Origin of the sequence: Pseudomonas sp. B21-019 (genome assembly GCF_024749225.1) — a bacterium.
Classification (GTDB): domain Bacteria; phylum Pseudomonadota; class Gammaproteobacteria; order Pseudomonadales; family Pseudomonadaceae; genus Aquipseudomonas.
Window position 1 is genome coordinate 2,675,924 of the sequence record NZ_CP087193.1, and the last position, 21,139, is coordinate 2,697,062.

At 54.4% G+C, this 21,139-nt stretch carries 15 protein-coding genes and 2 pseudogenes; 11 read left to right on the plus strand and 6 right to left on the minus strand.

Annotated elements, in window-relative coordinates; genetic code table 11:
* Nucleotides 1-30: 30 nt before the first annotated feature.
* Nucleotides 31-1,407 carry an aspartate aminotransferase family protein gene (locus tag LOY36_RS12145; RefSeq protein WP_258673755.1) on the minus strand — a complete coding sequence of 459 codons (1,377 nt, stop codon included), beginning with the start codon at nt 1,405-1,407 and terminating at the stop codon, nt 31-33.
* A gap of 212 nt (nt 1,408-1,619) precedes the next feature.
* On the opposite strand from LOY36_RS12145, the gene LOY36_RS12150 reads away from it, so the two are divergent.
* The 5 genes from LOY36_RS12150 (at nt 1,620) to LOY36_RS12170 (ending at nt 8,484) form a co-directional block, all read left to right on the plus strand.
* Entirely contained in the window at nt 1,620-2,582 is a 963-nt protein-coding gene (locus LOY36_RS12150; RefSeq protein ID WP_258673756.1) for a helix-turn-helix domain-containing protein, read from the plus strand.
* A 61-nt stretch (nt 2,583-2,643) separates the two neighbouring features.
* Nucleotides 2,644-3,384 carry an IclR family transcriptional regulator gene (locus LOY36_RS12155; protein WP_258673757.1) on the plus strand — a complete coding sequence of 247 codons (741 nt, stop codon included), beginning with the start codon at nt 2,644-2,646 and terminating at the stop codon, nt 3,382-3,384.
* A gap of 250 nt (nt 3,385-3,634) precedes the next feature.
* Nucleotides 3,635-4,069, plus strand: a complete 435-nt coding sequence (locus LOY36_RS12160) for a phage virion morphogenesis protein (protein WP_258673758.1) — start codon at nt 3,635-3,637, stop codon at nt 4,067-4,069.
* A 495-nt stretch (nt 4,070-4,564) separates the two neighbouring features.
* Nucleotides 4,565-6,136, plus strand: coding sequence for an HNH endonuclease signature motif containing protein (locus LOY36_RS29130; protein ID WP_258674240.1), 1,572 nt, complete (start codon nt 4,565-4,567; stop codon nt 6,134-6,136).
* A 371-nt stretch (nt 6,137-6,507) separates the two neighbouring features.
* Nucleotides 6,508-8,484 carry a hypothetical protein gene (locus tag LOY36_RS12170; protein WP_258673759.1) on the plus strand — a complete coding sequence of 659 codons (1,977 nt, stop codon included), beginning with the start codon at nt 6,508-6,510 and terminating at the stop codon, nt 8,482-8,484.
* Between the two features lie 394 nt (nt 8,485-8,878).
* Here LOY36_RS12170 and LOY36_RS12175 read toward each other — a convergent pair whose 3' ends face one another.
* Entirely contained in the window at nt 8,879-9,886 is a 1,008-nt protein-coding gene (locus LOY36_RS12175) for a hypothetical protein (protein WP_258673760.1), read from the minus strand.
* A gap of 593 nt (nt 9,887-10,479) precedes the next feature.
* Between LOY36_RS12175 and LOY36_RS12180 the strand changes: the two genes are divergently transcribed.
* Both LOY36_RS12180 and LOY36_RS12185 read left to right on the plus strand, forming a co-directional pair.
* Nucleotides 10,480-10,647 carry a hypothetical protein gene (locus LOY36_RS12180; protein ID WP_258673761.1) on the plus strand — a complete coding sequence of 56 codons (168 nt, stop codon included), beginning with the start codon at nt 10,480-10,482 and terminating at the stop codon, nt 10,645-10,647.
* A 22-nt stretch (nt 10,648-10,669) separates the two neighbouring features.
* Nucleotides 10,670-10,807, plus strand: a complete 138-nt coding sequence (locus LOY36_RS12185) for a phage major tail tube protein (protein ID WP_408981111.1) — start codon at nt 10,670-10,672, stop codon at nt 10,805-10,807.
* Nucleotides 10,808-10,971: 164 nt separating this feature from the next.
* On the opposite strand, the gene LOY36_RS12190 is transcribed toward LOY36_RS12185, so the two are convergent.
* Together LOY36_RS12190 and LOY36_RS12195 are read right to left on the minus strand one after the other, a co-directional pair.
* Nucleotides 10,972-12,144: a hypothetical protein gene (locus LOY36_RS12190; RefSeq protein WP_258673762.1), complete on the minus strand. Its 1,173-nt coding sequence runs from the start codon at nt 12,142-12,144 to the stop codon at nt 10,972-10,974.
* Between the two features lie 81 nt (nt 12,145-12,225).
* Nucleotides 12,226-13,395: a hypothetical protein gene (locus LOY36_RS12195; protein ID WP_258673763.1), complete on the minus strand. Its 1,170-nt coding sequence runs from the start codon at nt 13,393-13,395 to the stop codon at nt 12,226-12,228.
* A gap of 455 nt (nt 13,396-13,850) precedes the next feature.
* Between LOY36_RS12195 and LOY36_RS12200 the strand changes: the two genes are divergently transcribed.
* Together LOY36_RS12200 and LOY36_RS12205 are read left to right on the plus strand one after the other, a co-directional pair.
* Nucleotides 13,851-14,384, plus strand: a complete 534-nt coding sequence (locus LOY36_RS12200) for a UDP-N-acetylglucosamine acyltransferase (RefSeq protein WP_258673764.1) — start codon at nt 13,851-13,853, stop codon at nt 14,382-14,384.
* Between the two features lie 912 nt (nt 14,385-15,296).
* Nucleotides 15,297-15,665, plus strand: coding sequence for a DUF6124 family protein (locus LOY36_RS12205; protein ID WP_258673765.1), 369 nt, complete (start codon nt 15,297-15,299; stop codon nt 15,663-15,665).
* Nucleotides 15,666-15,816: 151 nt separating this feature from the next.
* Here the strand turns inward: LOY36_RS12205 and LOY36_RS29135 are convergent.
* A pseudogene (locus LOY36_RS29135) lies at nt 15,817-16,332 on the minus strand (methyl-accepting chemotaxis protein); the annotation flags it as partial.
* A gap of 342 nt (nt 16,333-16,674) precedes the next feature.
* Nucleotides 16,675-17,868 (minus strand): annotated as a pseudogene (locus tag LOY36_RS29140) (HAMP domain-containing protein); the annotation flags it as partial.
* A gap of 327 nt (nt 17,869-18,195) precedes the next feature.
* Between LOY36_RS29140 and LOY36_RS12215 the strand changes: the two are divergent.
* A complete protein-coding gene (locus tag LOY36_RS12215; RefSeq protein ID WP_258673769.1) occupies nt 18,196-19,644 on the plus strand; it encodes an APC family permease in 1,449 nt (482 codons plus the stop codon).
* Nucleotides 19,645-19,753: 109 nt separating this feature from the next.
* Entirely contained in the window at nt 19,754-21,103 is a 1,350-nt protein-coding gene (locus LOY36_RS12220) for an aminotransferase class III-fold pyridoxal phosphate-dependent enzyme (RefSeq protein ID WP_258673771.1), read from the plus strand.
* Nucleotides 21,104-21,139 lie beyond the last annotated feature (36 nt).

Here is a 21,139-nt window from a genome sequence, read left to right on the forward strand (position 1 = left end):
GGGATCCATGAGTGATGTGCAGTGGTCAGGTCATGCCTTGAGGGAAGCCAGGGCATCGCCGAAGATGTCCAGTGCCTTGAAGAACAGCGAGCGTGAGATCGTCAGCGAGGGCATGACACGCATCACGTTGCTGTAGCGACCGCAGGGAATCATCAGCACGCCGTGGTTCAGCAAGTAGCCCATGAGCTGGCCGATCTTTTCCGGCGCCAGGGGGGCCTTGGTGGCTGGGTCTTCGACCAGCTCGATACCGATCATCAGGCCGCGACCGCGTACTTCACCAACGAACGGGCTGTCGAAACCACGGATATATTCCTGCGCGTCCAGCCCCAGCGTGTGAGCGCGGTTGAGCAGATCGAGCTCCGGGTCCTGCAGGATGCTGATGTTGGTCAGCGCCACTGCTGCGGACAACGAGTTGGCGGCGAAGGTATTGGGCATTGATCCGTCAGGAATCGCGGCCGCCAGGTCCGAACGCATGATCAGGCCGGCCATCGGCAGATCGCTGCCGATACCCTTGCCGAAGGTGAGCATGTCTGGCTTCACACCCGAGTGCTCGACTGCCCACATCTTGCCGGTGCGCCCAGCGCCGGACTGCACTTCATCGACGATCAGCAGCGTACCGCTACGGTCGCATGCCTTGCGCAACAGCTTCAGGAATTCTGGTGAAGGGGGCACGTAGCCACCTTCGCCCTGCACCGGTTCGACGATCACGGCGGCCACGTCATCGGCGGCGGTGTAGGGGGTGTTCAGCAGGTAGTCCACGTACTCGCCGGCGATCTGCTCGGCGCTTTTGTGAGTGGTGTCGAAGGGAAAACGGTAGGCATAAGGGTAGGGGGCGTGAATGACGCCACCCATCTGCGCGCCGTAGCCCTTGCGGTAGTTCGTGCCTGTCGTCAGGGAACCCGAGGCGTTCCATACGCCGTGGTAGCCACCGTGGAAGGCGATGATCTGGTGCCGCCCGGTGATGCGTTTGGCGAACTTGATGGCGGCCTCCAGCGCATCGCTGCCGCTTTGCGTGAAGAAGGTGATGCAGTCGCCACGCAAGCCGTCGGGCGCGATCTCGGACAGCTTGGCTGCCAGTTCGGTGCGTCGGGTGCTGTTGACTTCCAGGGCATGCATCAGCACTTCGGACTGTTCGCGGATGGCCTGCACCACTTTCGGGTGGCAGCGGCCTACGCTGCTGACGCCCACGCCGGCGGACAAATCGATGTAGGTGTTGCCATCGGGGTCCTTGAAGGTCGCGCCGAAGGCGCGGTCCATGGCCACAGGCATGCGTCCGCCGCCGCGCGCCATCGACTCGGTACGTGCCGACAACGCCAGGGCTTCGCTGGTCCTGGGGCCGGGTAGTGTGCTGGATGTAATCCGCGGAGCATCCGCGAAGTGCAGGGATTCTAATTTGGCTTCACTCATGACGACCTCTGGATGTCGGTTTCTGTGTGCCGATCATCCTCGTTGTGTGTCCCTGGCCGGTATCCCGAATCGGCACATGAGTGGACCGCCCCGAATGCAAGTTCCAGCGAATTGACAATTGCTCAAGGAATTTGCAGGATTTCCACTATGTGCAAATAGCGCATAGGATGGCGGTCTAAAAACAAGAATATTGGCAGAGGCTTCCGTACATCATGAAGAATCAGAGTATCAGCCATTTTCGAGACATCCATGTCCATGCAGCCACCGTCCAGGAGTGGAGCCAGGACTACAGCCAGTTAACCGCCGGCTCGACCGAGAGTTCGCTGATGCAGTTGACGACTGCGCGTTGCCACGTATTTCGCGAGCAGATCAACCAGCGTGTCGTGCAGCACGGCGTGGCACCCCGAGGCAAGATGTGCTTTGCCGTGCCGATCACCGTCCCGGGTTCGATTCGGATGCAGGGGCGGGAGGTGGACGACAGCAGCCTGTTCTTTCTTCACGGTGGCGAGGAGTTCATGTTCCATATGCCGACAGGCATGGAGCTGCTGTCCATTACCTTCGAACGTGAATTGTTCGAGCAGGCGTTGGCGCAAACGGCGTCGGCTCAGGAGGTCAGTCTGTTGCTGCGTCAGCCGGTGATCAGGGTTTCCGCGCCGCGCTTTGCAGATGCTCGCCGCCGATTGCTGGCGCTGTTCTCCCAGGCCCTGGTGAACGAAGAACTCGACAGCGCGCGCGAGCTGGAACTGGAACAGGCCATGCTCGGCGAGTTGCTGCAACTCATGACCGACCCGGCCTGCGACAAGCACCAGCGCAGCCCAAGCTCCACACGCAGCTTCATTGTCGAGAAATGCCACCGCCTGGCGACGGCGGAGATGATGAACGTGCCCAGCGTGGACGAGTTGTGCCAGCGACTCCACGTGAGTCGGCGTACCGTGCAGAACAGCTTCCGTTCGGTTGCCGAGACGACGCCGCTGAACTACTTGCGCTCCGTGAGGCTCAACGGTGTACGCCGAACCTTGATGTCCACCCGCGCGTCGCATCTCTCGATCGGCGATGCCGCTGCCCAATGGGGCTTCTATCACCTCAGCCATTTTGCGGCGGAGTACCAGGAGCTGTTCGCAGAGTTGCCGTCCCATACCGCGCGCGCAGCCATCACCGTTTGCGCTCGTGCCTGAACAGCAGCCCGCTGCATTCAGCGGCGGGGTGACTGTCGACTCCACAAGGATGTAGAAAAAGATGAATAGCCTTCGCCGCCTGCTCATGGTCTTCGACCTGTTCCGCCCGGAACAGCCGGTGATCGATGTAGACATCGTTTGCCAGGAGCTCGGCTATACGCCCGCCACCGCCTATCGTTATCTGCGCGAACTCGGCGACGCGGGCTTTTTGAAGCGATTGCCGCGCGGTTATGCACTCGGCCCGCGAATCGTCACGCTGGAGCATCAGATGGCGAACTACGACCCGTTGTTGGCATGCAGCCGGGACCTGGCCGACAAACTGGTCGCCGATACCGGCCTGGATGCGCTGGTCAGCGAGTGGCATGGCGACTCAGTGGTCAACGTGTTGATCCATCGTGGCTCCGATGCCGGACCGGTCGGTGGTGACAGGGGGCGGCCGATCGATCTTTTTCACAGCGCGACCTCCCGGGTCGTATTGGCTTATCTGCTGCCGCGCCAGATCCGACGCATCTACGATGCTCACGCGAACCCATCCGAATTGCTGCATCTGGGGCTGGAGTGGAAGCCGTTCACCAAGAACCTGCTCGCCATCCGCAAACAGGGCTACTGTATCAGCGAAAACGAACTGCACCCGGGGCGTAGTGGCGTCGCGGCGCCGATCTTCGACGAAAAGCAGCGAGTCCTCGGGAGCATGACCCTGGTTGGGCGCAGTGAGCGGTTCCGTGCGTTTCAGCAGAGCTACCTGTGTGACCTGGTGACCGGCGCGGCATCGGAACTGACGGCGCGTATCGCCTTGCAGTGAGGTGAGAGGGCGGGTGGCGGCCCAAAAAAAACGCAACGCTCACTGTTCAGGCCTGAGATAAATCCCAGCGAGTAAGCGAGATAAATCCGGTCCATTCCGGGATAGGCTGGCACAAATTGGGACAGCCGGTGCAATACCGTTGCACCACCCGTGGCGAGGGAGCTTGCTCCCGCCGGGCTGCACAGCAGCCCCAAACTCAGCCCCCAATGCTGCCTGTGACGCACCGCAAACCCAAAATGGAAGGCATCCCATGTTCACCATCCAACTAGAGCACCAACACCTGCACCAAACCCTAAACCAAGTGGAAAGGACCATCGGCGACCTCACGCCACTCATGCACAGTCTGGCCGCCGAGCTCGCCAGTCAAACCGAAGAAAACTTCGAACACGAAGGACGCCCGCGTTCGCTCGAACTCTTCGACACCACCACCGAACGCCGAGCCAACAACGGTCACTGGACTGGCAAGATTCTGCAAGTCAGCGCCGCCGGCTTAGCCGCCTCAAGCACCACCCAGGCCACCGACAGCTCGGCGCTGGTGGGTAGCAACAAGCCCTATGCGGCGATGATACAGTTCGGTGGGGATCAAGCTGATTTTTCGCAGCTGTGGGGGATGTCCCGGGCCGACCGTATTTGCCCATGGATGCTGAAAGCAACCTGCAACCTGAAGCGGAAAAGGTCATCCTAGATTTAGCATTAGCCCACCTGGAAGTCGCTACCAAAGGTGTTTAGCCTCGACTCAAGAAAATTCCCCAAATTTGCGACGTAGGGTAGGCTATGGCCACTCGCCATATCATGGATGTCGGGATTAAAAATGGCTCATCTATTTTATGAAAAAACGTTCCGAAGAGCATTGAGCATGTAAATTCGGACGTGTTTCTAAATTTCCTGACCGCTATGACGAATGGGCAACTACCTGATCAAAATCGCTGAGGAAAACCCATGATCCTGGGCAGCGGCGGTGGCTGTACATCGACGAATATCTAGCTAAAGGGAGTTACCAACATGGTGTGCTGCTGCCATTTGCTCGCATCACCTTTGAACGCCCCAATGTTCTTAATAAAAGCATCACTTGCCAAACACAGTCAAAGAGTTACACGGCCTGAGCTTTCTTATATATCGCGATGTTTACCCTCCGCCCTCCTCATAAAGTGCCAACCTAACGATATCAGTGGTTTCTAAAATGAAGAAAAATTTTATTAACGAGTATGAAGCAGCTTTGAAATTTGATCTGTCGCCGACTCTTTTGCGATGGATCACTTCAAATGGAATCCTTGATAGAACCAAAATAAGCTATGAGGAACGCGATGAGGTCTATTACTACGACCAAGACGAGCTCGCTAGGTTAAATCAAAAGATGGAAGGTAAGTGGCCAAAAACTGATAAAGGACAAAGACCACATATTCCAGAAGGAATAAAGCGTGAAATTAGGCACGAAGCACGAAGCTCTTGCCCGGTATGCAACAAGAGTCACGGCGAAATTGCGCATATTGATTGCGTCTCCGCCACCCACTGCAATCATCCCAAAAATCTAATATTTCTTTGCCCTGATCATCATACGGAATATGACAATGCTCGAATTCCCGCAAACATCGACAGGGAAGAAGTTCTAATACTCAAGGGCGCTTTAAAGATATTTCAGCGGCAGTTGTGGAAGCTTCAGGGAAATCTGATCGGGTCATATCTTGCAGGCCTTAACTCCGCCAAGTCATTGTTGGGGATTCATGAGATTGTTCGTAACATCATACCTGATGATGAATTCAAAAGCACCTTGGACAAGATTGCGACATCTACAGAAGCTTATTCGGTTACTGAAGTCGATCATGCCAACTTTACCAGTTCAGAATCCGTAAGTGTTGCAATTGATTCATACATAGAACAAAATCAAGAGCACATATGTCCACTCTGTGAGGGGCACGGCGCAACCAGTTTTTACGATCCGTGCCCCGTATGTTTAGGCGATGGAGAGATAGATGCAGAAATTAAGGATCGAATTGATCTATCTGCCTATAAATTGGTTGACTGCCGGTTATGTAGTGGGGCTGGCACGAACGGTGGTGCGGATTGTCCGGCATGTGGCGCTGAGGGGCAGGTCTCTCAGAATTATTACGACCATCACGATTGGTCCATGTACGATTTAGTTACGTGCAAGCTTTGTGATGGCAGTGGTCGGCATAATGGCGATGATTGTCCGCCCTGTGGCGGTGAAGGCCAAGTCTCTCAGGGTTTTTACGATTACCACGATTGGTCAAAGTATGATCTGGTCACGTGTAAGCTCTGTGATGGCAGTGGTCAGCATGATGGCGATGATTGTCCACCGTGCGGTGGTGAAGGCCAAGTCTCTCAGGGCTTTTACGATTACCACGATTGGTCAAAGTATGATTCGGTCACGTGTAAGCTCTGTGATGGTAGTGGGAAACATGATGGTGATTATTGTCCGCCATGCCTTGGTGAAGGCCAAGTCTCTCAGGGCTTTTACGATTACCACGATTGGTCAAAGTATGATTCGGTCACGTGTAAGCTCTGTGATGGCACTGGTCAGCATGATGGTGATGATTGTCCACCGTGCGGTGGTGAAGGCCAAGTAACCGAGGGCTTTTACTATGATCATGATTGGTCAAGATACGAATCGGTAGAGTGCCAGCTATGCAAGGGCGAAGGACGTTATCATGCAAATGATTGCATACCATGCAATGGAGAGGGACGAGTCTCCCAAAAGTTTAGTCGCCATCATAACTGGAGACAATATAAATAATCTAAACTTGCAAGCACAGAGATGATCTCTGAGTGCTACTTGATATAAGTACAAAAAACATTATTAAACCTAATTGAGGCGTGAGGGAGCCAGAGTTAAAAAATAAGCGAGGAGGTTTGCTGCCCATTAGTGGAGCAAGCTCCCCGCTTTTTTACATGCGCTAAATAAAGAGCGATGTAACGTGGGCGGCGGCTTCGTGTTGGCAATTTCTGTGATTGACTGCTTCTTTGGATCAGTAGCGGCTCTCGACGAAAGACAGCTATCCGCCACACCACGGTCCATGAGGCTGGAGCAGTAACTGTAAAGGGTTGGCTTGCTCCCACGCGTGCGTGCGTGGTTCCCTTAACCTTTACACGAACGATCCAGGTCCCATGAGCAATCACGAACGATTTCCACAGGAGTGGGGCGAACATCTAAATGCTGACGCTCCGATTACTGCGCAACAATACGTACCGCCCAAGACAACCAATGCGCTGCGGTTCGAGGACATGTACCCCGAGCCATTCGAGCAGATGTGCTGGTGGCTGCTACAAAAAGACCACTCTCTTACCGGCTGTCAGCGACTAGGTAACAAAGGTAGCGTCTCCCAACATGGCATTGATTTATTCGCATTTGAGCTTCTAAACAAGGATCGTTTGTCGGTATTTGAATGTAAGTGTTGGCGAAATTTCACTGGCCGCGATCTGACCATAGCGGTGGACCGTTTCCTAGCTGGCGAGTGGGCGGAATCTGCAGAACGCTTCACTCTGATCCTGGCTCAAAGCACTATCCGTTCTCTTGACCGAGCTTGGATTGCGGCCAAGCGAAAATTATCGACGCATGGAATCGAGGCGGATTTATGGACAGCGGAACACCTGACCGAAAAGCTCAAAAACGCCCCAGACGTGCTCACTCGTTTTTTCTCCGGTCCGCATGTCGATCAGTTCTGCAATCAGTGGATGCAAAAAGTGGGCTTTCATGACGCGCTGCTCAAAGCGATCAGAGACCCTAGAGCAGAAATTTCAGCAATGGCGCATGAGTTTCTGGATAGCGGAGCGTTTGAGAAGGAAGACCTGACAATTCGCAGCACAATCGGTCGGTATTGGTCCTTGAGAAAACCGTTGGTCGATGTCTCAGCCATGCTCCCCACGCCTGAGGACTATCCGGGCTCGGCTATTATTTCGATCACCATGCTGGATACTGAAGGTGTGATGGTGGTACTGGACCAACCTTGGCTACTGAACAACTTATTAGGCAATGACGGCGAACCTCTGCTGACGACATGTCGCCCTTTTTTTCAAGGCCTAACCAGTCAAGAACCTAACAACCACATAATCGACTTAAAGAACTGCCGGTTCCTCCTTCCTGAAACAGCAGCCCAAGAGGTGGTCAATGCTGCGGACGAGTTCTCAAAACACTACATACAAAGCCTGAACCATGTCGAGACGCAATGGGAGGCGCGAAACTTTCCATTCGTCAAATGGCTGGGTACGCGAGTCGCACTTTGCAAAGTCGATGCTTGGGTATGGGAGCTAATGCTTGAGTTCGCCAATGCTCATGACACCAATAATGGCAGCTCTCAATGGCATATGTTCCACAATGCGTCGAATAGACTAATGCCGGTTTCAAGCACGGGCTACCATGGAGTTATCTTTGGAGCTGTCATTGAGGATCTTTGCAGCACGGATCAGATTGCAATCCTATGGGAGCCGCCTACTAATTATCGTGCTTATAGTGAAACCCGGTGGTCGTGTATGGAGACCTATCGGTGGCTCATCAACGAGTTGTTACCTGCAGTGGGGCATTGGCGGGCAGGTCGGATGGGAGGATATTGGCGAAACTGGCTACACCCGTTCGCAACACGCGCAGAGATGACTCGCGTCACCCAGTTTTGGAACAGCGCAGATGCTTACACCGATGTGCGGAGCATGCCGTTGGTAGAGGCAGAGAGGTTCCGAAAGCTGGGAGTCGTGGAAACATTGGAGACGCTTCAGCAATTTTACAATAGTGATCGAAGCGAGCGCGCTTGGTTTACGGCATGCCAGCGGGCAGGTTTGTATCAAACCCTGCTGTTATTACTCAAAGGCGGTAAGGGGTTCACAGGCTACATACGCTCAAACCTAGGTATAAGCTCAGCAGAGACCCATGAGGACCTGTGCGAAGCCATCAGCGATATTTTGAAACAAGCTCACTTTATTCCGCTCAGTGACAACACCGATTACGTGATGAGAGCCATGCTTGAAGCGACCGGTCGCAACGGAGATTGGATCAGCGCAAATGAGCGCGAACAAATCTTTCAGGCACTGCTCCCGTACATGCAGATGTATGATCGCCAGTTGCTCATCGAACGGCATAGTCGCTACCTGTGAGTTCCTGCAGTGGCTGGTGATGCGAGATTCGGTGTAGCTGCAATGCCGAGATGTAGGTCGTTGGCCGATCGTTGCCATTAACGCTAGCAGCGATCGACCAACCCCACCGACTCGGTGCATAACCTTCGCAGGTGACATAATGAGCGGACCAATGGCTAGCGAAGGCTAGACCTTAACCTGCGAACTACCCGTCTTCTGGCGCAATGCAAGGTAGGTAAAGAGCTTATGCTTGTGCCATAGGAGACGCGAGCAACAACCCGAGTCACGTCGTCTTATGGTCGAGCAAAGAGCACTCCGTAAATGCTTTATAAACTCTCTCCGGCCTACCTATTGGCACCTAAGCAGCTCTCAGCAAAGTGCCTACCGTGCCGATGCGTGCCGAAGCAAACATCAGCTATTTTAGAGAAAGCTTATAAGTGGGAGCAAAAATCGTCGCTGATGCCACTTCAACAGTGTTATCTGCAGTCAGCTTTGCGTTAATTTTTAACCGAGCCAGTAAAAATTTCATGCTCTCGTACTGGAAATTTTCAAGGCCATAAATTCCTTCCCACTCTCGAGATCCAGGGGTGGTTTCAGATAGAACTACACTATGTGGAGTCGCTTTTGGTTTGGTCAGGTCAACTATTTCAACTCTCAATGAGGGAACGTCTTTGGTGCCTGCATGTATCAACCTAAACATCGGCTTGTTATCGAGTCCTTCGGTACCTAGATCGAGAGTGGCTTGATCGCTAGAGCCGTTATGACCTAGATTAAATGCAGTTTTTGGGATGCCATTTTCAGTCTTTGTGAAAGCAGTCATTTTGGGGATTGAACTTTTGTCTACCGGATCTAGGCGCGCCGCAACGTAAGAGAGGCAAACCGTAGGGTTTTTTATTGTGACCTTTGTAATGTTCGGCGCTGAAGGAGTAGTGCTGATTTCTGCTGTCCCAAAAGATTTGGCAAGTTCAGAGCTGCTTATCGATGCTCCGCCGGCCAATAGGCTCCTGGCTTCAAAGCTGTACTCATCATTCGTCAGGCATTTATAAACAAATTCTGCGTGCAGAGGTGCAGCGATGGAAAGGTCGGAAATTTGCATCACTTTCCACCCTTTAGACACCTCAATGTTCGAGGCATCATAATTTACATCCGCCCCGGCCCCGACTAGATTGTTGAACGAGGCCATTAACTTGGCGTGGAAAGATGAGTATTCGCTTTTTGTAAACGTATCTCTTGAATCGTCGGTGCGCACCATTGTTGGATCTAATGTAACGGCGATTCCACCAATCGTATATGAACCGAAGCTGCCTTTTTCTACATAACGCCCAAGAGCATTTGCTATCGGTGGTTCCATCGGGTGCCACACACTACACCCAACTAATGTGGTTGCCCCGAAAAATAATATTGCACGTTGAGATCCTTGCATCATCTTCTCCGTAAGTTAAGCAAAACATCCCTTCTGCTGAGCTCGGACACTGCAGGACACCCATCCCGCTCAACGCTTTTCTATAACCAATAGCAGACGGCAGTTACTTCCGCCAGCACAAGACATGGTTTAAAAAAGGAATAATTAATTAACTGACTATTTTTTATACCAATCAATAGCTTGTGTGCGTTGATCGCTGCCTTGGGTGTTTTGCGATTATTTTTCCCTGTCACCGCTTACCCCATACGCAAAACGCGTGGTGACGTACCCCACCGGCAAAATCTCACCAATCTAACCCTATAAATCCGATAAAAGCCCCAGCCCCATCCAGCGGCCAAGCTCTGCACATCATCACAACGCAGCGCCCCCCATGACCCCACTCCACATCTTCAAACCCGGCACCCGGCACCACCTTCAACTTCACCGAAACCGACCTGGCCGCCACCGTCGCCGCCTACAACCCAACCCTGCACGAAGCCCCGCTGGTCATCGGCCACCCGCAACACGACGCCTCCTTCGCCGAACAGATCGCCAAGGGCAGCTACAAAAAAGTATCCGCCTCCTTCTACCACCCAACCGCGGCCAACAACCCCGTGCCCGGCGTTTACTACCTACGCCACGTCGGCTTCCTCGGCGCCCAACCGCCGGCCGTCAAAGGCCTGCGGCCCATCGAACTGGCCGAAGGCGAACCCGGCGTCATCGAATTCAGCGAAGACGGCCAACCGGAATCCATTGATCTAGCAGCCCCAAACACCGATTGATCTGGGCACCATCAAAACCGTGATGAGCGACTTTCAAGGGCTTGGCATGGTGGGGCTGATCGTGCTGCCGGATGGCATCGACAAACTGGAAGGGAAAATCACTTGGAACAGCCTGTACTTTGAGGCAGCCAGGAAGCTTTTTAAGTTCAAACATTGCTAGGGGTGATGAGGATCAGCTGCCCAAGGATGACAAGAATCTTAGGATCGCTTGATAGAGTCAAAAAAATAGCCACTTGTGAAATAGCCTTTTCATCTGGCAAGGCATTCAAAGCGGCCCACATTTTTCTCCCGTGTAGCCAGTTCTTTGCCTACCAGTTTCGACAATTACGACTGAGCTTCTCTTGCCATCTTTTCCCACCATCCGAGAAGTGCTCCGCGGACGATGTAATGGAAGGCATGAAGGTTAATGGGTAGGTCTTTAGCTTTCCAAACCCCTCCGTAGGAGCTAACCGCTAGTGCAGTCGTACCGATCTCTGAATATCCACTCGAAACATCAAGTTTCCTAGGCGGATCGCACATAGGGGCAGGAAATGGAGTGCCTCCATGGAGGGCATTAGATCGATAATTATAGACAGAGCCAAGTAACCTCTTCATTGACGCGTGTACCCAAGAAATCTGATCACATTCGTTTGGACGCGACGATGGTGGCGAGGGTAGAAAAGTCAGAGTGAAATCGATGAATTTTTTTGTAGCGCCTAATGTGTGTTCAATCTGCTCTGCCACAAACTGAACTAGTTTGTCTCCACCACATTCCATCAATCCAGCGACTAATTCAGGTTTCGAATCGGCTAAGCGCTCTGGCGCCGTTCCGTTCTCTGTACGCCAGTGGTTTGCCGCAGTCTCAAGGGCGGATACAAGCATAAGCCAAGCAAGACTCGGCTCTGACTCTACAATCCATAACGCATCTTGGTAAAACCGAGCAGCCCGTATAAGTGCAATTGATTGCGGTGCATTTAAAGATGGCAACGATTCAAATCGCATTAATTCATCGAGTGAGTGAACGCCAGCCACGTCTGGAAGAATTAAACGATCCTTGTTTACCGTCAAAGACAGAGGCCGTTTATAGTCCCATTCCGTAGGTCGGCCTAACGGATCCTTTGTAAGCCTTTCGAATATCCGGCTCATACCGCCTGCTTTGACTCTGGCCCCCAAACAGATTGATGCTAGAGCAGCGATCTCATCCTGGAGTAAGCCACCATGGTAGAGCGAGTCATCCGTCTCTGAAAAATCTGGAATAGTTGAGTGAATATACTCTTCAACTCGCAACGTGCAGGAGTGCTGCACCAGGCCGGGTTCAGTACTACCCGGAATGGTATTCAGGAATGCGTACGGCCAATCCTCGCGGTGGATTTGACCAGTGATGTGAGAATCCGTGTAGAGAGGATATTCAGTAATAGAATGCCTCGGTCGGTCAGCGTTTCTCAATTTCCAATTCTGGACGGCAGGCACCGCGGGAGGCACATCGGGGATCAGTTGCGAACTGGCTTCAGTGGTCATGTGATTTCCAAGAGTGGTCGATAGCTCTTATTTATTATTAAGTTGCGCCGCGTTGGCGCAGCGCACAGCGATCATACCAGCCTAGTCTAACTTTACGTCGGGGAACATGAAAGAAACGTGTTTCTTATGTTCACTCAGGGTCATGACATAAAACAGGAGATGCTCACATTCATCATGGCTTTTTTCGATCAGCGCTCTTATCAAGTTGAGGGTCTCCAACTGTTGCGGGCTCAATTTTTTTCTAATAATAGTGAGGTCGCTCAGGGTGTTTTTTTCAATAAACTCGAAATACTTGGCAAACAACCCTGCAACGACGTCTGAAATCTGCGTCAGCGGTGTTTCGATCGACTTAACAAACTTGTATTTGAAGTTTGGGCTCTGACCACTCCGATTCAAGACGGCAATCTCGTCCTCAACAGAAAATTCGTCGTCAAAGATATGCTCGGAGTGGCTAAGCATCAACCCGCGGTTCTGATAAAAAACAGAGAGGCCGTCGACCAGGACTCCTTCCTCCAGATTTAGAGTTAGCGTCATATCTTCAATATCTAGACTGATAGAGAAGAGCTCTGCAAGGCTTAAGAAGGCATTTATCTCGTCTCGATCAGGTCTAGGCTGTTGCATGAACAGTTTGACGGAGTAATCGACCACATATTTATGTAACGCCTCAACAAACGGCTGCTCTTGCCCTTCGATAAATGGATACCGGAACTCTTTCACCAAGCCAATAAATTTTTCCTTGTCTGCCTTGATGACTCGATAGAGTACATCTTTGTGAAAGTCGAGATACTCCCGGAAATGCAAATCACTTTTAAATTCAAGTCGGTGGTTTTGCACGCAGTGGTGGGTGCAGTCGTCAATAATATCGATGAAGGCCCAGTATTCCAAGTTTAAGTTAAAATAGTGAACATAAAGATCGCTATCGAGCAGCCATTTGAGAATTTTTTTCAGCGGTGCCGACTTGAGTGTCTGATCAAAACTCCCCCTTGCCACGACGCCGAATTTTAGTTCTTTAACAGAATCCTGAAGCTTCAGGCCTTCAATCAGTTCAGTCGCATTCGCCTTGCACTCATTTTTTTTATGGGCGACACCACCGAGCATAAAATTTGTGGCCGCTGCCTGCTTTCTATTGGGGTCATTGTCGATGTTGTAGTTATTCTTGTTTTCGTTGATATAAAACTTTCGATGGTTGTTGGACTCGTCGTAGTAAAGGGTGTAACACAGGCTAGGTGAATCTATAGATGGTCTGATCAAAGTGACGCTCCTAGGTGACTGGGGCTTCGTAGGTACTCAGATGCTATCAAAAGGCCACTCATGCTGTGTGCAATTTTTTGATCACTCACCGCTTGCTCTATACCCATAGCCAAAAGCAAGCGAGAGGGAGCAGATCAGCAATCATTTACGACCCAGTCCATCGCGGCCTTGGTTCCGATGAAAACGGGACCTCCCTCTAATGCGCTAAACCAGACCGCGTTCCATGTACAACGTTGATGTGGAAAGCATGTTCCAGACGTCATTCAGGTTAAAGCCTTCCTGCATGTACCGGATGATTAATAGGCGCTCGTCACCTTTGCGGCCATGTAACAGCACCTCAGGAAGCTTTCTGGTGGCATGCTAGGTTGTAGGTGCCTCTCGAAGAGACAAAGGCGACTTGGGCTAACGCCTACTATGCTCTTCTCGTATCAACTCATTTGCAGAAAGGAAGCAGGATGCGTTCAAGGATCGCCGTCAGTACATTGTTGGTCGCTTTGCTAAGCGGCTGCACATCTGTACCCCCACTGAATTTCTCCGTTCCAAGTATTTCGCCCTCGACTCACAAAGTGGACGCGGACCTTCGTGCAGTATCCGTTTCCTTTGCTGCGCCCAATGAGCAAACAGGAAATGTACCGTCCGATGGTGAGGGCATTCCCGAACTCTGGGAAAGGGCAGTAGTAGAAGCCATTAACAAGAGCTCGGTGTTCGACGACGAGTCGACAAAAAAAGTGAATCTTTTCGTCAAAATCCAGGAGCTGGATCCGCCGGCAGCTGGCGTGACCATGGTGACTGATGCTTCCGCAAAGTACCTGCTGGTGAATCGCAAAACGGGCGAAACCTTGCTCGAAGAAACGATCACCACCCAAGGCATCGTCCCTCCAGGCTACGCCTTCGCAGGTGTCGTCCGACTCAAGGAATCAGTCAATCGCGCCGTACAGAACAATATTCGAGACTTCCTGGCGAAACTGGAAGCTCAGAAGTTGAACTAGGCGTAAAGACAAGGTGAATCGCCTTGATAGGACGTGCTCGGTGAAACGCTCTATGACTTCGTGAGGCTACAACATCCAACGCTATTGCCTACACCCGCTACGGAATCGGCCGGCTGTTTGGCCAAGCGGTCGCCGGTACTTTGTCTCTCGTCACCGCCGCAGTGACCGGGCGGAGCAGCCCGTGGCACGTTAAGTTTCATGTGCCTCTTTTGACGGGACAGGCAGCTCCATGCCTGATGTTGATGGTGACTGTACACAGGGTGCCCTCGGGCAAGTCGGTATTGCGAAGCTCCTCCCACGACTCCATTACCTGCGTACAGTTGCCATCCTTTTTCGACCCTGCACGGTTCCATTCAAAAGGACCGACGCCGCGTTCAGCGTCCTTTCAATCCGCCGGTGACCGATCCGGCATCCTCCTACCAAATCCTCGATTCAAAAAACTGCACCGTCGTGCGCGCCCTGCATGCCTTTAAGCGGGCGACAGCTGCGGCCGCAGCAACACAACCCAAAAAATGTCAGACACTTCCTCGTTTTTTTGAAAGCGCTCACACGTTTAACGATGCGTGTTTAAGGACACCCACTGTTACGTCCTAACGGCTACAACGCCTTGCGTCGTTGCCTACGCGTGCGCCAGAATCCGCTGGCTTGTGCGGCTGTGGGGCGGGCTATATCGTTTCCCTGTCACTGAAAAACAGTGATCGGGTTTGGTAGCCCGCCTTTAAGTAGTCGCATGGCGACACCTTATGCAGTCCCTTTTTTGGGGCTCAGCTTTATATGGTGGTCATGCGTGGGGCTCCATTGTGAGCGCCGGGTTTCCTACTTAGACCGGTCTACCAACCCGCGTATGGCCGCCACCCATCGTTTGGTAGCGAGGGTGATGGCTCTTATTTATTCTAAGTGGGAGTTTCATCTATGTTCAAAGTGACACCCAATCCACCGGAACCGGACACCGATCCGGCATCCCCGTACGAATCCGTCGATTCAAAGAAATTCCACGAAGCCGCCGAGCGCGCCCTTAATTTCTACCTCAACCCGGCAGCGATCATAAACAACACCCCACGCAAACCCAGCACCATGTACATGGTTGCGCCGGATGTCGGCCATGAAGCTTTGCTGGTTCAAACGTGTGAAAACCTGGCCTCGGCCAGTGTCATGGCCAGCGACATTGCTGCATTGGTGGAGGGCACCCACCGCAATACCCTGCTGGCACTTCAACAGGTCATCATGCTGGCGGAACTGGCGGTGAATCGAATGTTGGATAACTTCGTGCCACCTAAGTAATCACTCAGCCCTTTACCGAGAGGCTTGCCCCTCGGTAAAGGGCTTTGATAGTTGCAACGCGAAGGGGTCGTTATCAGTCCCCCGAACACCGGCAGCACATCGAACGGCCTGTCTTTTTTCTCCGCAAAGCGCTGTCAGCTCACCCATCGGCTCACACCCGGAAATGGCCCACCAGTTGTTGCTGGTGGTTCGCCATGGCATGCAGCGAGTGACTGGCCTGTGAGGCGTCCTGCATGCGGGTGGTCAGTGTTTCGCTGACACTTCGAATATCGCTGACCCGATGGCTGATGTCTTCGACGACTGCACTTTGCTCGAGGGCTGCGCTGGCGATTTGCTGGTTCAGTTGTTCGATCGCGTCCACGGCGCTGGAGATACGCTCCAGCGCCGTACGGGTCTGTTCCACCTGAGCCACGCTGTGACTGGCTTGTTCGCGGCTCAGGTGGGTGCTGTGCACCACGTCCTGGCTCAGGTGTTGCAGCGCTTCGATCACCGTGCGAATTTGCTCGACCGAGCTTTGGGTGTTGCTCGCCAGGTGCCTGACCTCGTCGGCCACCACGGCGAAACCGCGCCCCTGTTCGCCGGCCCTGGCCGCTTCAATGGCGGCATTCAAGGCCAGCAGGTTGGTCTGTTGTGCAATGGCGCAGATGACATCCAGCACTTGGCCAATCTGTTGGCTGTTGTCCGCCAGCGTGTGCACCTGCTTGAGGGTCGTCTCGAGGCGCTGGTCCAGGAGGTCGATGCTGCACACAGCGCTGGCGAATATTTCATGGCCCGACCGGCTCGCGTTTTCGGCAACCGCCGCTGCCTCGGCCGCCAGGTGAGAGTGACGCGCCACTTCCTGGGCGCTGGCGCTCATCTCATGCAGCGCAGTGGCGGCCAGTTCGACCTCCCGGTACTGCCTTTGCATGCCTGCGCTGACTTCCTGGGCAACCAGTGATGATCGATCGGCGGTGTTGCGTGTATCCAGGGAGGCCGACTGAATGTCACGAATAATGGGCTGCAATTTATCGAGAAAGCGATTGAACCCGTTAGCCAATTGACCCAGTTCATCGTGACGGCCACCCGGCAGACGCTGGGTCAGGTCGCCGTTGCCCTCGACAATGGCATTCAGCAGGCCGGCAACTTTGAGCAGCGGGCGGGTTATGCCATAGGCGGCCAGCCAGATCAGCAGCAGCCCCAGGCCGCTTGCCAGCAATCCAAGGCACAGGTTGAGCCAGTTGGCCTGGCGGCTCTTATCGTCCAATTGCGTTTGCATTGCTCGAGCGGGGGCCTGTACCAAGGCTTGCGGAACCTTTATCTGGAGTTGCCACGGTGGGTTGGCGGCCACGGTTTGCAGTGTTTGCCGTACGTCAATGCTGGCCTGGGAGACGGTACCGCTATGGCCGGCCACCCGGCCTGCTGCCGACAGGAGGGTCACTTCGCCTTGGCCCCCATAGAGGTCTTCTTTGAATTGGGTCGCGAGCATCTGCAAGGTGTCGAGGCTGATATCCATGCCCACGACCCCGATGGTTTTACCCTTGTCGATCAGCGGCACGGAAATACTGCTCATCAGGGTTTTGCGGCCTTCCACCTCGACCGCATAGGGCTCTACGACACAGGTGCGTAACTGTGCCTGGGGGCAGAGGTACCAGGCATTCTCCGGTTCGCTGTCGGCTGGGGCGGTGTTGGCGTAGATTTGGGGTTCGCTGAGCACTTCCTGAACCAGCTGTCCCGGCTGGCTCTGCGACCAATACAGGGCAAAACGTCCCTTTTCATTACTGGCCAGGTCGCGCTGTCCTGCGAAGTCGGCATCGCTACCCGCGAGCGCATCCGGCAGCAACACCACATACAGTCCGAGTACTTTGTCTCGGTTCAATAGGGCCTGGCGCGTAATGCCGATCAGGTCGTGGCGCAGTTGTTCCGTGGTCAAGCGACCGTTGAGCGTTTGTGCGCGCAATAGCAGGACCTGCTGGGCGAACCCCTGGCCATAGAGCGCTGTTTCGTTAAAAAAACGTTCGATTCGTTGGCTGTGGTCAGCGGTCTGGGCTTGCAGGCTTTGCAGGGCAGACTCTCCGAGCAATTGGCTGCTCTGCTGTTTCAACAGCGTGGCGCCTTGCTGGTTCTGATACATCGAGGCGCCGATCAACGCGCCCATGACCGTCAGCAGGCACAGCCCGCTCAAGAGTGTGATGCGTGACTGGAGGGTAAGACGAGTGAAGAGCATGGCTTGGATTTCCTACGCCGAAGTGGATGGATACGGCGATCCCTCCAACGTCAGGGTATGGCGGCCGCCTCTGGGTCAAGACCTCGCGAGGCTATGTTGCGGGCATGAAAAGCCAGGCGGTTATCCCGAATCGGCACAAGCCTGCAGGTTGCCTTGACCTGTTTTGGGGCGGGGTCTGCGATGTTACCGATTTGGGATAGCGAGGCGTTCACGGAGAGGCATAGGATCAAATCCAGCGTGCGACAAGAACAATAAGCTATTCGGTGACAGTGAGCGGTTGACTGCACCGATCCCACAGCGACTGCCTCATACAATAAGGTCAAGAACATGAGCGTATCTATCCCGATCAACAGCTCGACGGAGTTGAAGCGTGGCGCCCTGGGTGTTGGCTTCATCATCTTCTTCGTGGTTTCGGCGGCGAGCCCGTTAAGTGTCATTGCCGGTGGCTTTCCCATTGGCATCATGGTGGGCAATGGCGCGGGCACACCGGCGCTGTTGCTCTTGGCTTTGCTGGTGTTGCTGGCGTTTTCAGTGGGCTACACCACCATGTCGCGGCATGTCACCAACGCTGGTGGTTTCTATGCCTTCACCTCCCGAGGCCTGGGTGGTATGGCAGGAGGGGCGGCGGGGGTGCTGGCGATGTTTGCCTATAACATCCTTCAGGTCGGCCTCTATGGCATGTTCGGCGGCGTGGTCAGTGGCACCATGGCGACCGTTTTCGGCCTGGAGTTACCCTGGTGGTCTTACTCGTTGATGGCGATGGCCAGCATCGCGATTCTGGGTTATCGCAAGATTGATCTCTCGGCCCGGTTGCTCTCGATTGTGGTGATTGCCGAGTATCTGGCCATCCTGACCCTGGATTTCGCCATTCTTAAAACCGGGGGTGACAGTGGCATCAATCTCGACTCGTTTGATCGCAGCCATGTGTTCAGCGGCACACCGTCAATCGGCTTGCTGTTCTGCTTCGCGGCGTTTATCGGTTTCGAGGCCACGACTATTTACGGCGAAGAGGCCAAGAACCCGCAACGCACCATCCCGATTGCCACTTACTGCTCGGTATTGCTGATCGGTGGTTTCTACGCGCTGTCGGTCTGGTCGATGGTGGTGGGCGTAGGGGCGGACAAAATCGTGACCACGCTTCAGGCCTTGCAGGACCCGACGACGTTTATCTATGGCATGTCCGACCACTTTGTCGGCCCGTATCTGACTCAGATTATCCGGGTGCTGTTCATGGTCAGTATCTATGCCGGGCTGCTGGCCTTTCATAACGCAGCGGCACGCTACTTCTACGCGATCGGGCGTGACGGCCTGTTGCCGCACCGGCTGGGCACTACCCATCGCGTCCACCAGAGTCCACATATGGGCTCGGCGTTGCAAAGCCTGATCTCTGCCGTGGTCGTGCTGATTTTCGCCGCCATGGATGCCGATCCGATCCTGCAGCTGTTTGCCTGGCTGTCCAACCTGGCCACGCTTTGCGTGATTTTGCTGATGGCGATCACTTCGGCAGCGGTATTCGTCTTCTTCCGGCGCCACCCCGAACTCAAGCTGGGGATCTGGCGTGGGCGGATTTTCCCCGGTTTCTCTTGCCTTGCCCTGTTGGCGGTCCTGGTACTCGCCGTGGTGCATTTCGATGTACTGACGGGCGCGAGCGTGGCCTTGTCATACAGTCTCTGCGCCATTATTCCCGCGGCCCTGCTGGCTGGCGTGTTCTTGGCGGCTCGACTTCGCAAGACGTCGCCGGAGCGGTACCTGGCATTGGGTAGCCACAAGCTTTAAAGCCCCACGCAGCACCGTTCAACCAACACGAAAATACCGATCCGTCCCCGTACCGGGCGGCTTGTCGGTGCGCGAAAAGAAAGCGTGACACTGAGTCAGGAGCTGAATCATGTACGAGAAATATAAGACAGCACAGAAGAAATTCTGGCACCCAATGAGTTCTTCGGCACCGGCGCATCGGTCCAAGACCTTGATCATCGCCCGCGGTGATGGCAACTACATCACCGACATCGAGGGGCATCGCATGCTCGACGGTGTAGGCGGGTTATGGAACGTCAACGTTGGACACAACCGTCCTTCGGTTAAAGCGGCCATCGCCGCGCAGTTGGATGAGCTGGCGTATTACCAGACGTTCGACGGCATCGCCCACCCCCGAGTGTTCGACCTGGCCGAGCGCCTGACGTCCATGTTTGCCCAAGAGAACATGACGCGGGTGCTGTTCAGTTCCGGCGGTTCCGATGCGGTGGAGACCGCGCTGAAAATGGCGCGCCAATACTGGATCGCCAGTGGCGAACCCGGACGCACCCGCTTCCTGTCGCTGCGCAACGGCTACCACGGCGTGCACATGGGCGGCACTTCGGTGGGCGGCAATGGTGTTTACCATTACAACCACGGGCAACTGCTTGCGGGCTGCCATTTACTCGACACGCCTTGGCTGTATCGCAACCCCTGGGATTGCCGTGACCCCGAGGAGCTGACGAACCACTGTATTCGCCAGCTTGAAGATCAGATCGCGTTGCTGGGGGCGCAGACCATTGCGGCGATGATCGCCGAACCTGTGCAAGGCGCGGGTGGTGTGATCGTGCCGCCGGCGAACTATTGGAAACGTCTGCGAGAAGTCTGCGATCGCCACGGTATTCTGCTGATCGCCGATGAGGTGGTCACTGGCTTTGGCCGTTCAGGTTGCATGCTCGGCAGTCGAGGCTGGGGCGTCGCCCCGGACATTCTGTGCCTGGCCAAAGGCATCACCGCCGGCTACATCCCCATGGGGGCTACAGTCTTCAACCAGCGCATTGTCGATGCGATCGAAAACGGTCCGGGTTTCAGCAGTGTGATCATGCACGGCTACACCTACAGCGGGCACCCGACCGCCTGTGCGGCGGCCCTGGCCGTACTGGATATCGTCGAAGCCGAGGATCTGCCGGGGAATGCGGGGAGGGTGGGAGCGCAGTTGCTGGAGCAGTTGCAACCACTGGCCGAGCGCTATGACGTGGTGGGTGAAGTGCGCGGCAAGGGCTTGATGATTGCGCTGGACCTGGTGGCGAACAAGGCCACCCGCGAGCCGCTCGATCCGGCCTCCGGCCGTGCCTCACGCATCGCTGATGAAGCGCGCCGCATCGGGGTGCTGGTGCGTCCGATCGCAAATAAAATCGTTCTTTCGCCGCCCTTAACCCTCACGTCCGATGAAGCCGGTATGATCGCGTCCGCCCTGGATACGGCCCTCGCCAACTGTCGCTAGTCAGCGCAAAAGAAACCGACGCAGCGAGGTTGCGTC